General features: G+C 37.5%; 13 protein-coding genes, 1 tRNA gene and 1 pseudogene. 14 read left to right on the top strand and 1 reads right to left on the bottom strand.

All coding sequences use genetic code 11. The features are described 5' to 3' along the window. Positions 1-29 precede the first annotated feature (29 nt). A tRNA-Ser gene (locus tag L3081_RS14540) sits at positions 30-120 on the top strand. A gap of 605 nt (positions 121-725) precedes the next feature. Here L3081_RS14540 and L3081_RS14535 read toward each other — a convergent pair. Further along, on the bottom strand, positions 726-1,307 hold the full coding sequence (locus tag L3081_RS14535; protein ID WP_242286817.1) for an outer membrane beta-barrel protein: 582 nt from the start codon (positions 1,305-1,307) through the stop codon (positions 726-728). An 883-nt stretch (positions 1,308-2,190) separates the two neighbouring features. Here L3081_RS14535 and L3081_RS14530 point away from each other — a divergent pair. The 13 genes and pseudogenes from L3081_RS14530 (at position 2,191) to L3081_RS14480 (ending at position 12,024) form a co-directional block, all read left to right on the top strand. After that, positions 2,191-2,385 carry a hypothetical protein gene (locus tag L3081_RS14530; RefSeq protein ID WP_242286816.1) on the top strand — a complete coding sequence of 65 codons (195 nt, stop codon included), beginning with the start codon at positions 2,191-2,193 and terminating at the stop codon, positions 2,383-2,385. Between the two features lie 145 nt (positions 2,386-2,530). After that, entirely contained in the window at positions 2,531-2,884 is a 354-nt protein-coding gene (locus tag L3081_RS14525) for a hypothetical protein (RefSeq protein WP_242286815.1), read from the top strand. Positions 2,885-2,888: 4 nt separating this feature from the next. After that, positions 2,889-4,043 (top strand): saccharopine dehydrogenase family protein, encoded by a 1,155-nt coding sequence (locus tag L3081_RS14520; RefSeq protein ID WP_242287057.1) that lies wholly within the window; start codon positions 2,889-2,891, stop codon positions 4,041-4,043. Further along, the gene (locus L3081_RS14515) at positions 4,043-4,531 is read left to right on the top strand and encodes a DUF2269 family protein (RefSeq protein ID WP_242286814.1); all 489 of its coding nucleotides are present in this window, start codon (positions 4,043-4,045) and stop codon (positions 4,529-4,531) included. The genes L3081_RS14520 and L3081_RS14515 overlap by 1 nt, the downstream gene beginning before the upstream one ends. Before the next feature lie 10 nt (positions 4,532-4,541). After that, on the top strand, positions 4,542-4,760 hold the full coding sequence (locus L3081_RS14510) for a hypothetical protein (protein WP_242286813.1): 219 nt from the start codon (positions 4,542-4,544) through the stop codon (positions 4,758-4,760). Continuing rightward, positions 4,699-4,944 (top strand): DoxX-like family protein, encoded by a 246-nt coding sequence (locus L3081_RS29135; RefSeq protein WP_420839744.1) that lies wholly within the window; start codon positions 4,699-4,701, stop codon positions 4,942-4,944. The genes L3081_RS14510 and L3081_RS29135 overlap by 62 nt, the downstream gene beginning before the upstream one ends. 53 nt (positions 4,945-4,997) lie before the next feature. Beyond that, a complete protein-coding gene (locus L3081_RS14505; protein WP_242286812.1) occupies positions 4,998-5,390 on the top strand; it encodes a DoxX-like family protein in 393 nt (130 codons plus the stop codon). A gap of 25 nt (positions 5,391-5,415) precedes the next feature. Next, positions 5,416-5,865, top strand: a complete 450-nt coding sequence (locus L3081_RS14500; RefSeq protein WP_274620549.1) for a thiol-disulfide oxidoreductase DCC family protein — start codon at positions 5,416-5,418, stop codon at positions 5,863-5,865. 160 nt (positions 5,866-6,025) lie between these two features. Next, positions 6,026-6,148 carry a hypothetical protein gene (locus L3081_RS27040; protein ID WP_274620548.1) on the top strand — a complete coding sequence of 41 codons (123 nt, stop codon included), beginning with the start codon at positions 6,026-6,028 and terminating at the stop codon, positions 6,146-6,148. 175 nt (positions 6,149-6,323) lie between these two features. Further along, positions 6,324-7,685: a GTPase HflX gene (hflX, locus tag L3081_RS14495; RefSeq protein ID WP_242286811.1), complete on the top strand. Its 1,362-nt coding sequence runs from the start codon at positions 6,324-6,326 to the stop codon at positions 7,683-7,685. 187 nt (positions 7,686-7,872) lie between these two features. Then, positions 7,873-8,922 (top strand): DEAD/DEAH box helicase, encoded by a 1,050-nt coding sequence (locus L3081_RS14490; RefSeq protein ID WP_242286810.1) that lies wholly within the window; start codon positions 7,873-7,875, stop codon positions 8,920-8,922. Between the two features lie 411 nt (positions 8,923-9,333). Continuing rightward, entirely contained in the window at positions 9,334-9,771 is a 438-nt protein-coding gene (locus L3081_RS14485) for a MerR family transcriptional regulator (protein ID WP_242286809.1), read from the top strand. After that, positions 9,764-12,024: pseudogene (locus tag L3081_RS14480) on the top strand (heavy metal translocating P-type ATPase). The gene L3081_RS14485 and the pseudogene L3081_RS14480 overlap by 8 nt, the downstream one beginning before the upstream one ends. Positions 12,025-12,026 lie beyond the last annotated feature (2 nt).

Genomic DNA, 12,026 nt, shown 5'->3' with positions numbered 1-12,026 from the left:
AGCATTGTTTTTGCTACTTGTTTACTTCAGGTGAGATGGCTGAGTGGTCGAAAGCACCGGTCTTGAAAACCGGCAAGGGTTTGTAGCCCTTCTAGAGTTCAAATCTCTATCTCACCGCCACATTCTAAGAAACCGCAACTTTAACGAGTCGCGGTTTTTTTTCGTCTATGATTTCTATAAAAAGAGAATGGGTTTGTAGCGCTAAACCTTCGAGTAGAGTTCAAATCTGGATTCACCGCCACATTCTAAGAAACCGCAACTTTAACGAGTCGCGGTTTTTTTTCGTCTATGATTTCTATAAAAAGAGAATGGGTTTGTAGCGCTAAACCTTCGAGTAGAGTTCAAATCTGGATTCACCGCCACATTCTAAGAAACCGCAACTTTAACGAGTCGCGGTTTTTTTTCGTCTATGATTTCTATAAAAAGAGAATGGGTTTGTAGCGCTAAACCTTCGAGTAGAGTTCAAATCTCAATCTCACCGCCACATTCTAAGAAACCGCAACTTTAACGAGTCGCGGTTTTTTTTCGCCTATGATTTCTGTAAAAAGAGAATGGGTTTGTAGCACTAAACCTTCGAGTAGAGTTCAAATCTGGATTCACCGCCACATTTTAAGAATCCGTTAATTGAAAGGTTAGCGGATTTTTTGCATTTCAGGATATAGATAATAATTTCAGAATATAGATATTAATTTCGAGTATAGGGTTTGTAGCGCTAAACCTTCGAACTAAAACTTAGTTTTGAAATAAACTGACAGGGTTTGAACCTTATTGCTGATAAGTATGCTATCTTCTGAATAATCAATATCTATGACTTTATACTCTAAACCAAATGCATCGTAATCGTTGTGGTCATAATCGAGGCTTATTGAATAGTACATATCTTCATCACGCAACCGATTATTTTCTTTAGGAAGCTCTGTTACACCTTCTTTTATATTAATTTCCCATGAAGATACACCTAAATGACCATAAATAGTCCAATCCTCAACTAATTTAACGCCATATTTAAAACCTAAATCGACAGATGTAGTTTTTATCCTACTTTCTTGCAGTACAAGTTGTTCATCAATATAAGACCCTGCTGACTCTTGGTAATTATTCAAGGATAACTCGAGTTTTAGATTATCAAATAATCTGTAATCAGTCCTTATACCTAAAGAAATATCTTTCCCTGATGTGGAGTCATTACCATTAAAGCTTGTCGTTTGGTATGACTGCCCGATCAAAATATCAAGAGATGAGTCTCTTGCGGCAAATGCTGAGGATGCTAAAGTAGCAGAAATAAAACCTAAAAATAATATTTTCATATAAATCCATTTAGAAATAAAAATGTTTAATAGTGAATGTAACACCTAACGGCCATTCATAAAGGAATAACAGTTTCGACAATGTAAAGGTGCTAAATAGAAAATTGTTACTTCTTCCTATTCAATCGTTGCTATGGAGACTTTTCAGTAACGTCCATCCCTCACCCTTAATTTTCATTAATATCTCATATATTCAGCAGTTTATAAAGTAAAAATAAATTTTTTAATGATTTTTAGATGTTGAAGAACTAATCAGGCAAAAACTAATCAGGCCACCCATAATAAACCCTAAAAATTGCGATCAAAATAATTATTTATAAAACAAAGGATTCATTTGAATGACTGCCCAAAGTCAGTTAATGTTTCTGACATTAACAAAAACAATAAAAAACGAGTTAACATACAGGCTCGTTATAAGCACGAAAAGAAATATTTATGCACCCTAAAGTTTTGTAAGTCACGCTAGTGAAGATAAAGAAAGGTTTGTACCTGAGTTTTCAACAAAGTTACGTGAAAATGGTGTTGATTCTTGGCTTGATAAGTAGGAGATGTTACTAGGAGGTACCTCGTAGATAAAATATTCGAAGAAGGCCTCAAGGAGGCTCAAGCTGTTATCATTGTGTTGTCAAATATTAGTGTAAAAAATTTGGGTTCATGAAGAATTAAATGCAGGTATCGTTTGCCTATTAAAGCATTAGTATCGTTACCACTATCAAATATCACTAAAGAAAAGCCAAGAGGTTGAATCATTCTTTCCTTTTACCATAGATAACCAATTTTTAGGCTTGTTCTCAGTGTCGGTGTTACTCAAGTTGTGTTTATAAAGCGGTCTAGTCGGTGCTGCTATTTATTATAGAATTAACTGGAAAATAAAAAGGGAATTATGAAAATATTAAAATCCAGTATGCTGATTTTGAGTTTATTTTCTTATGCAGTTATAGCAGAAGAAAGCACCTGCCATGGAACAACCTCTAAAGGACGTTTAGAAAATGGGGTTGAACTGCCTAGCTCAGGAAAAAACTTTTTAGGTTACAGTGATATTGCTAGGTTAGTCGGGCAGAACTTATGTTCATTCTAAAGTAAAAAGTATTATAGTAGGCGCATATAAATCATTAGAAACCGAACAGCCCAACAAAGTCTTTAAGTATGCAGAAACAGGGTTTGAAGATGGGGGCCAATTCAAACCGCATAAAACTCATCGCAATGGATTATCAGTAGACTTTATGACACCTGTTAAAGATGAGTCAGGCCAATCAGTGCACTTGCCAACTCATCCACTCAACAAGTTTGGCTACAACATTGAATTTAATAGTAAAGGGAAATATGAGGAATACAGAATTGATTTCGTTGCATTAGCTGCTCATATTGTTGCTCTGCATAAAGAGGCGAAAGCACAAGGTGTCGATTTATGGCGAGTAATCTTTGATCCAAAGTTACAACCTGAACTATTTAAAACTCCATACGGTTCATATCTTAAAAAGCACATTCAATTCTCTAAAAAACGTTCGTGGGTGAGACATGATGAACACTACCATGTAGATTTTGACATCCCATGTAAAGAGTATATAAGGAATTGAATTGATGAAGAAAGTAGTCGTTCTTGGTGGATATGGGAATTTTGGGAAAAGAATTGTTGAAAATCTGGCAGGTATTGAGGGCATAATAATACTTATCGCAGGCAGAAATTTAAGTAAATCGTCTGCATTGGTTGAAAGTCTACAATCTAATTCCACTGCAAATCTAGCGCCATTAGTCATAGATATTTTCGCTGATGATTTTACGGAACAATTAGCGGCTATTTCTCCATTTCTTGTTATTCATACCAGTGGCCCATTTCAAGGACAAGATTATCGCGTACCAAAAGCATGTATAGAATGTGGTGCACATTACATCGATTTAGCCGATGATCGCAGATTTGTTTGTGATATTGCCGAGCTAGATAGCCAAGCAAAAGAAAAAGGCGTGTTAATTGTTACTGGTGCCGGCTCTGTACCGGGTTTGTCGTCAGCCGTAGTTGATCGTTATCAAAATCAGTTTAGTACTATAGAATCGATAGATTTAGCCATTGCTCCCGGTAACAAGGCAGAACGTGGCTTGGCAACGGTTGAGGCTATTTTATCTTATACTGGGCATCCTCTTAACGTTTTTAAAGGCGGTCGTTGGCAAGATGTGTATGGTTGGATGGATTCTAAAGTAAACGATTTCGGCAGCTTTGTAGGTAAACGGCACTTAGCGAATGTAGATGTACCTGATTTAGAGCTGTTTCCTAGCCGATATGGTGTAAAGCAGCAAGTTAGCTTTCAGGCCGGATTAGAGATCCCATTACTGCATTTCACTATGGTTGGTATGGCTTATTTATCAAAAATAGGTTTAATAAAAAACTGGGTACCCTTATCAAAAGCTATTGTTAGCGCCAGTAATGTATTCTTACCACTTGGTAGCGATAAAGGGGCAATGGAAGTACTAATTTGTGGTAAGGGTAATGATGGTAACGCGAAACAAGTGAAGTGGACCTTGTATGCACCAAAGGGCAACGGCCCTTATATTCCAACGCTTTCAACCATAATATTAGCAAGAAAGCTTCTTTGTGCTGATGGTGATAATTCGAAAGTAGAATACGGAGCTAAGCCTTGCGTTGGATTATTGAAGTTAAGTGATTTTAGAGAATGTTTTGATGCGTTAGAACTCACTTTTGAAGAAAGTCCTTCTGTTGAAGCACAAAGCCAGAAGACATAATGGGAGCTTTTTTAATGGAAAACTACCTAGCCCTTAAATTAATTCATATTCTAGCCGCTGTTGTCGTAACGGGTACAGGGGCGGGTATAGCATTTTTTATGTTTATGGCTAATCGCTCTAATAATCCTCAGGCTATTTATATTACCGCGCAGCACGTTATTTTAGGTGATTGGATATTTACTACACCTGCGGTTGTTACCCAAATAATCACGGGAGTATTACTGATGAACACGCAGGGATATTCATTTTCATCGCCTTGGTTTTATTGGGTAGTCGGGCTGTTTGTCTTCATTGGGCTTTGTTGGTTACCGGTTTTGAAAATTCAATACAAGTTACGAGAGCTAGCAAAAATATCGGTAGATGCTAATGAAGTAACCTCTGAGTTTAAATCACTAATGAGAACATGGACGCTACTCGGTATTCCTGCTTTTGCGGCCATTTTAGGCATCTTCTGGTTAATGGTTTTCAAACCATTTCCTGTAGCGTAAAGGTTAAGACATGAGCAGTATCAATCAAGATAATTTAATCAAAGCAGCAAAATACTCATTAGCTTTTTTATGGATTTTTACAGGGCTAACCTCTAGTTATTTCTCCCCTGAAATTGGTTATGAAATATTAACAAGCGCCAACATCACAGGATCACTTGCTGATATAGCTGTTTATCTTTGGCGGGATCCTAGACATAATACTTGGGCTTTGGTTAATTACATCAGTTAAAACCAAGTTATGTTGTATTGTGCAAGTAGGCGTAATTGCAATTTATACCGTACTTTTAACGTGTATCGATGCGAGTTTTTGGTTACATCCCTTTGGGCCAATAACTAAAAATGTTCCAATCATTGTTTTGATTGGTTATATATATGCCAGTAACGTTAATATAAATTCAACGAAAATCGAATAATTCAATTTAATAGCTAAATATTATAACTCATTTGAGCATTAAAGAGGTTTACCTTGTCATCAATACAAATCGCAAGATTCATCATTTCCTTTAGCCGGTTATATCATGGCATTTTTCCAAAACTGGTACATATAGCGCCCTTAGAAAAACTGATGACATCTAGCTTAGGTCTTTCAAATGAACTTTCTTACTTTGTAACTAAATCAGCAGGGGTAGGTGAGATTATTTTTGGGATACTATTCTTTGTTTTATATCGATCTAAAGCTATTGTCTTATTGAATATAATAGGGCTTACGGGGTTGTTAGGTTTTGTCGCTGTTATGCAGCCTCATTTACTTATTGAAGCATTTAACCCTGTTACTACCAATATTGCCTTAATTGGTTTTAGCTTTATTTTACTATTCGAGTTAAAAAGTGAGCTGAAAAACGAGCTAAAAAAGGGTTAAATAACGAGATGGAGAAGTAGCGGGCATGATCGATGTAACAAAATATCCTCCTAACGTTGGTGTTAATGATTGTGTAATATTATTTGATGGTGTCTGCAAGCTTTGTAATGTCTGGAGTCAATTCATCATTAAGGTTGATACACAACAGCGCTTTAAATTATGCAGTGTTCAATCACCAGAAGGACAGATCATATTAAACCATTTTGAAATGCCAACTGACCATTTCGATACCATGTTATACGTAGAAGGTAATCAATATTTTGATAAGAGTGACGCTTTTCTAAATATTGTTAACAAGCTAAGATTCCCATGGCGTTTATTAACCATTTTCAAAATCATTCCTAAGGGATTAAGAAATTGGCTTTATGATCGTATTGCTCTTAACCGATACAAATTGTTTGGACAGTACGATTATTGTATTTTGCCCACTAAAGAGAATGACAATAGATTTCTTAAATCGGAAAGTGAAAAGTAAAACTAATATCAACGGTAGTGCTACCTCATACGGGATTATCGACTCATTAAGGACAACATGTTTAAAGAACGTTAATTGAGAAATATGCTATTCATCAGTAGTAAAAATCAGTAGCGTAGCCCTGTTGGAGAGTAAATATTTAAAATCACGCGAACTAAATGTGAGATCAGCAGGTACTATTTCAAGCGCAAGAAAAACGGTAAAAGCAAAAGACATTCAATGGGCTGACATTGCCTTTGTGGTGGAAGAAAAACATAGAAATCGACTTGAAGCTGAGTGTTAATCTGACAGGCTGTCATAAATTGTGAGTTCAATCCTTCAAAGCCTCCTTTTATTTATTTTTTGAACATAAAACTACATTAGTCGCCTATTGCTGTATAAAGCACGGCTATAACAGCGTAGGATCAAACTTAGATAAAAATATAGGTCTGCGCTTCAAGTGCACTAACATAAAAAACATGCAACTAACCGAAAAACCATCATTGACTAACGCTTTACTTATTTCTATTTGTACGCCTGATTTTAAAGGAGAAGAAGCAACAGAGTCACTTGCTGAACTTGCTCGTTTAGTCACTACTCTAGGCTTTAAAGTAGTCGGCTCCCAATCGCAAAAGCAGAGTTCGACTAAAAGAGTTAACGTACTCGGCTTAGGGAAATTGGCAGAAATAGCGCATCTTACCGGTAACAAAGGTTTCGTTGAAAACGAAAATGCCGAAGAATTATCAGAAAACATAACTGAAGAAACAATTGATGAAGCCATGTTTTCAGATATTCAGTCAGACAATTTACCATTTGGCTGTGCTGACGTTGTTGTATTTGATTGTGATTTAAGCCCATCTCAGCTGCGCAATGTTGAGAACCAATTAGGCGTAGAAGTGTTTGATCGTACAGGTATTATTATTGAAATATTTAGTCGTCATGCCCGTACCAAAACAGCAAAATTACAAGTTGAAATTGCTCGCCTTAATTATGTAGCGCCGCGACTTCGAGAGTCATCATGTGGTGATAAAGAACGTCAAATGGGTAAAGGCGGCGGCGAAACCACGCTAGAGCTAAACCGACGTAAAGTTCGCGACCAATTAGCGGAACTTAAGCGCGAACTTGTTAATGTTCAAGATGAAATGAAAGGCCGACGTACACAACGTTCTGAGCTTTTTTGTGTCGCCTTAGTAGGTTATACCAATGCCGGTAAGTCATCCATGATGCGAGCGATCACTGGTAGTGATGTTGAAGGTGAAAACAAACTGTTTGCAACACTTGATACCACGGTTCGTGCTTTATTCCCTATTACTCAACCTCGAATACTCGTATCAGACACCGTCGGTTTTATTAAAAAATTACCTCATGATTTAGTCGCCTCATTTCACTCAACATTGGCTGAAGCCCACGATGCTTCATTGTTGTTATATGTTGTAGATGCTGCAGATCCTTCTTTTCGTTCGCAACTCGATGTAGTACACGAAGTTCTTGAGGAAGTGGGTGTTGCAGACAGTAAAAAGCTACTAGTACTCAATAAATCAGATCAACTTACGCCTGAGCAACAACAAGCATTAATGAAAGAGTTTCCTGATGCCATGATGACATCAACCCGTAATCCATTGGATGTAAGTAAACTGCATAAATATATCGTATCAGTTGCGCAAGGCGAAATGATTGAAGATGAGATAATTGTGCCCTATACCGCTAAAGGTATCATAGGGGAAATTAGATCAAGCATGAGTGTTGTAAAGGAAGACTATGAATATGATCATATTAAGCTTACCGTACGCTCAAACGTGATTGATTTAGCAAGACTGAAAAAGAGAATGCTGAGTGTATAAATTGCTATTGGTTAGCTAAACTGAAAAAATGTTTATATAAGATCGATTGTTAACAACCAGAATATAAGCTGTTTTTTGTGAGATGTGTTGTGGGGTTCATCACAAACAGACATTTTGAATACATCTTAAACATGTTACAGCATTCTGTTAGTATAGCCGGCTATTTATTAAAGAATACCAAAACAGCATGTCAGAATTTAAAGCATTTTCACTTTTAGCGTCAATTATTGACCGTGTTAGTCTTAAAGGCTATACACAGCCCACACCGATCCAAAAAGAATGTATCCCCGTGCTTATGAAGGGCAATGATCTTCTTGGCATTGCGCAAACAGGAACAGGAAAAACGGCGGCTTTTTCATTACCTATTATCAATAATTTAGGGCAAAATAAAATTGATATTAAAGCTAAGAGCACGCGTTCGCTTATACTAACGCCCACACGTGAGCTTGCCTCGCAAATAATGCAAAATATTGATGACTACGCTGACGGTTTAGGCCTTAAAACTAAGGTTGTTTATGGCGGTGTAGGAAGACAAGCACAAGTTGACGCTATCGCACTTGGACTTGATATTTTAGTGGCCACCCCCGGCCGGTTATTAGATTTAATTGAAACGGGCGATATCAATTTTAAAGGGGTAGAAGTTTTTGTATTAGACGAAGCCGATACCATGCTTGATATGGGGTTCTTTAATGACGTTCAAAGCATCATATCTAAACTACCCAAGAAACGGCAAACACTCTTATTTTCAGCGACTATGCCGGCTGAAATAGAAATACTTGCACAAGCCATATTAACGAATCCAAGCAAAGTTCAAATTGCGGCAGAAACGGTAACTATCGACTTGGTTAATCAAAGCGTTTATCAACTTGATAAATCGAATAAACTCCCTTTACTATTTAACATTCTAGAAAATGCTGACTATGAAAAAGTACTTATTTTTTGTAAAACAAAGTATGGCGCAGACATCATTGTTAAAGCACTAGAAAAAGAATCAATAAAAGCCGCAAGCCTCCATAGTGGTAAAACACAAGCCGTTAGAGAAGAAGCGTTACAAAACTTTAAAGATGCTAATTTAAGAGTATTAGTAGCAACAGATGTTGCTGCCCGTGGTATTGATGTTGATAATATTACGTTAGTTATTAACTATAACCTTCCTGAAGATCCGCGTAACTACATACACCGCATAGGACGAACTGCTCGTCTTGTAAAAATGGCATGGCCATATCATTTGCGGTAGAAAATGATAAAAGGCAATTAACTACTATTGAAAATAACATAGGGCAAGTCATTCCTGTTGTTACAGACCAGCCTTTCCATAAAGAGTTTTCGAAAGCACCAATACAAACCAAGAAAAAGAAACCAGTTAAAAAATCAAAAATAAACAGATCAAAAAACAACAGATCAAAGCGAAAATAAAAACAGTCATTAATTAACCAACTGAAGGTTTTCAGCTCGTTTCAAAAGTAACAAATCACGTCAAACATCAAACATCAAACGCTAACTGGTATTGATTAGCCCGATATAATCATTAATTTCTTGACCTGTGTCTTAGACATAGGCGTAAGATGCACATAAGGTAATTAACCTGAACTTGGTGTTTAGGTTAACTATCTTATTATTATATTCATATTGCAGAAGGTTATTGGTGATGAAAGTAACAGAATTAGCAAAGGCAATGAATACCACACCCGACACGGTACGTTATTACACTCGTATTAGGCTTATCATACCTGGCAAAAATGCCGAAAATGGGTATAAATCTTATGATAAAAAGGCACAACAGCGACTTAAATTTATTTTAAGTGTTAGACAATTAGGTTTTTCAATTAAAGAAATCACTGAAATCTTATCTAAAGCTGATAAAGGCGATACTCCTTGTCCTTTGGTTCGAGAAATTGTTGAACGCCGCCTCGCCGAAACCGAACAACAATTTCAACAAGCCTTAGCATTAAGAAAAAAACTAAAAGACTCAATACGTGATTGGGAAAGCAAGCCTGACAAAGTGCCTACTGGACATATGATTTGTCATTTAATTGAAAACGATATTACGCCAAGTAATCTAGATAAAGGAGCTTCTAATGAATAAAACAGACAGTGTTACTCACAATAATAGTCAAGAATTGATTGTAGACGGTGCCAGTTGTGCCGGCTGTGTTAATAAAATAGAAAGCGCCTTAAAAAACGTATCGGGTGTTGGTAACGCTGAAATGAACTTTGCTCTACGGACAGTTACAATAACGGGAAAAGTTGATACAGAAAAACTTATTAAGGTAATTGAATCAATTGGCTATAACGCTAAAAGCGCTAATGAAGCCAGTGATGACGAATTATTAGATGACAAAGAAGTAGCAGATCAAAAGTATTATGCCGGCTTAATGAAACAAGTTTGGATGGCGCTTGGTCTTGGCGCACCACTAATGTTGTATGGGCTTCTTGGTGGCCCTATGACTGTTGAAACCTCGCTAGAACGTATTATTTGGTTAATTATCGGCTTACTTTGTGCAGCTATTATGTACATTTCAGGCAAGCACTTTTATATAGGTGCTTGGAAATCCTTTGTTAATCACACCGCCAATATGGATACCCTAATAGCGTTAGGCACAGGTACAGCATGGATATACTCAATGATTGTGGTGCTTTTCCCCCTGGCATTACCTGAGATGGCAAGACATGTGTATTTTGAAGCCACAGCCATGATCATCGGCTTAATAAATTTAGGACTAGCCCTAGAAGTAAAAGCGCGTGGCCGAACGAGTGAAGCAATAAAACGATTAATTGGCCTACAAGCTAAAACAGCGCGCGTGGTCAGAAATGACAAAGAAATAGATATCGCAATAGAGCAAGTACTACTTAATGATATTGTTCGCGTTAGACCCGGTGAAAAAATATCAGTAGATGGTGTTGTTACACAAGGAAGCACAACAGTTGACGAGTCAATGTTAACGGGTGAACCTATGCCCGTTAAAAAAGATGAAAACGACGAGGTGGTTGCAGGCACATTAAATAAGTCAGGTTCAATTTTATTTAAAGCAACCCGCGTTGGCAAAGATACTGCTTTAGCTCAAATCATTAATATGGTTAAACGCGCACAAAACTCCAAACCACCAATTGGCCGATTAGCCGATGTAATATCTGCTTATTTTGTTCCAGTGATCATGATAATTTCAATTATTAGTGCGCTAGCTTGGCTTAACTTTGGTCCTGATCCTAGCCTAGCTTTTGCCGTTGTTTCTGCTACTTCCGTTTTAATTATAGCTTGCCCTTGTGCACTGGGGTTAGCAACGCCAATGTCTATAATGGTTGGCGTAGGAAAAGCCGCTGAAGCGGGCGTACTTATTCGCAACGGTGAAGCCTTACAAATGGCCTCAAAAATTACTACCATGATATTAGACAAAACAGGCACTATTACCGAAGGGTCGCCAACCGTTACCGATGTAATTATCACTGACGAAAAATTCACAAAAGAGAATGTGTTAACTGCGGCCGCAAGTATTGAAAGTGGCTCTGAACATCCATTAGCGCAGGCTATTGTAGACGCAACCGCTGAACAAGGTATCACACCTAAAAATGTAACTAACTTTGACGCGATAGCAGGCTATGGCGTACAGGCAACACTTAATGGTCAGCAAATACTTTTTGGTAATCAAAAATTAATGACGAAAAACAATATCGACCTCAATCTTTTTGTTAGTCAAGCACAAACACTTGCTGATGAAGCAAAAACGCCAATGTACCTTGCTATTAACAACGAATTAGCCGCAATTATCGCCGTATCAGACCCCATTAAAAAAGATTCTGTTTCTGCAATTAAACGACTTCAAGCGAACGGTATTAGGGTGATTATGCTTACTGGCGACAACCAAGCAACCGCAAAAGCAGTTGCCAAAAAAGTGGGAATTAATGAGGTGTTTGCTGAAGTACTGCCGGAGATAAATCTCACAAAGTAGCAGAGCTACAAGCACAAGGTGAAATTGTTGGCATGACAGGCGACGGTATTAACGATGCCCCCGCATTAGCATTAGCTAATGTCGGTTTTGCTATTGGTACCGGAACTGATGTAGCAATAGAAAGTGCCGACATTACATTAATGCGCGGTTCATTACATGGACTTGCCGATGCTATTGCTGTTAGCAAAGCGACCTTACGAAATATTAAACAAAATCTATTTGGTGCTTTTATTTATAACGCTGCCGGAGTGCCTTTTGCTGCGGGTTTGCTTTATCCATTTTTTGGCATATTACTTAATCCTGTTATTGCCGGAGCGGCAATGGCATTTTCGTCATTAACTGTGGTAAGTAACGCTAACCGCTTACGTTTGTTTAAACCTCAAAACCACTAGTA

Source organism: Colwellia maritima, assembly GCF_022669015.1.
In the GTDB taxonomy this organism is placed as follows: Bacteria; Pseudomonadota; Gammaproteobacteria; order Enterobacterales; family Alteromonadaceae; genus Colwellia; species Colwellia maritima.
The sequence above is the reverse complement of the archived record's forward strand: the minus strand, read 5'-3'. Positions and strand labels throughout refer to the sequence as shown.

Bases quoted from the DNA above. Each gene is read 5' to 3' on its own strand.
- L3081_RS14535 (WP_242286817.1), bottom strand. From the start codon at position 1,307: ATGAAAATATTATTTTTAGGTTTTATTTCTGCTACTTTAGCATCCTCA.
- L3081_RS14530 (WP_242286816.1), top strand. From the start codon at position 2,191: ATGAAAATATTAAAATCCAGTATGCTGATTTTGAGTTTATTTTCTTAT.
- L3081_RS14525 (WP_242286815.1), top strand. From the start codon at position 2,531: ATGACACCTGTTAAAGATGAGTCAGGCCAATCAGTGCACTTGCCAACT.
- L3081_RS14520 (WP_242287057.1), top strand. From the start codon at position 2,889: ATGAAGAAAGTAGTCGTTCTTGGTGGATATGGGAATTTTGGGAAAAGA.
- L3081_RS14515 (WP_242286814.1), top strand. From the start codon at position 4,043: ATGGGAGCTTTTTTAATGGAAAACTACCTAGCCCTTAAATTAATTCAT.
- L3081_RS14510 (WP_242286813.1), top strand. From the start codon at position 4,542: ATGAGCAGTATCAATCAAGATAATTTAATCAAAGCAGCAAAATACTCA.
- L3081_RS14500 (WP_274620549.1), top strand. From the start codon at position 5,416: ATGATCGATGTAACAAAATATCCTCCTAACGTTGGTGTTAATGATTGT.
- hflX (WP_242286811.1), top strand. From the start codon at position 6,324: ATGCAACTAACCGAAAAACCATCATTGACTAACGCTTTACTTATTTCT.
- L3081_RS14490 (WP_242286810.1), top strand. From the start codon at position 7,873: ATGTCAGAATTTAAAGCATTTTCACTTTTAGCGTCAATTATTGACCGT.
- L3081_RS14485 (WP_242286809.1), top strand. From the start codon at position 9,334: ATGAAAGTAACAGAATTAGCAAAGGCAATGAATACCACACCCGACACG.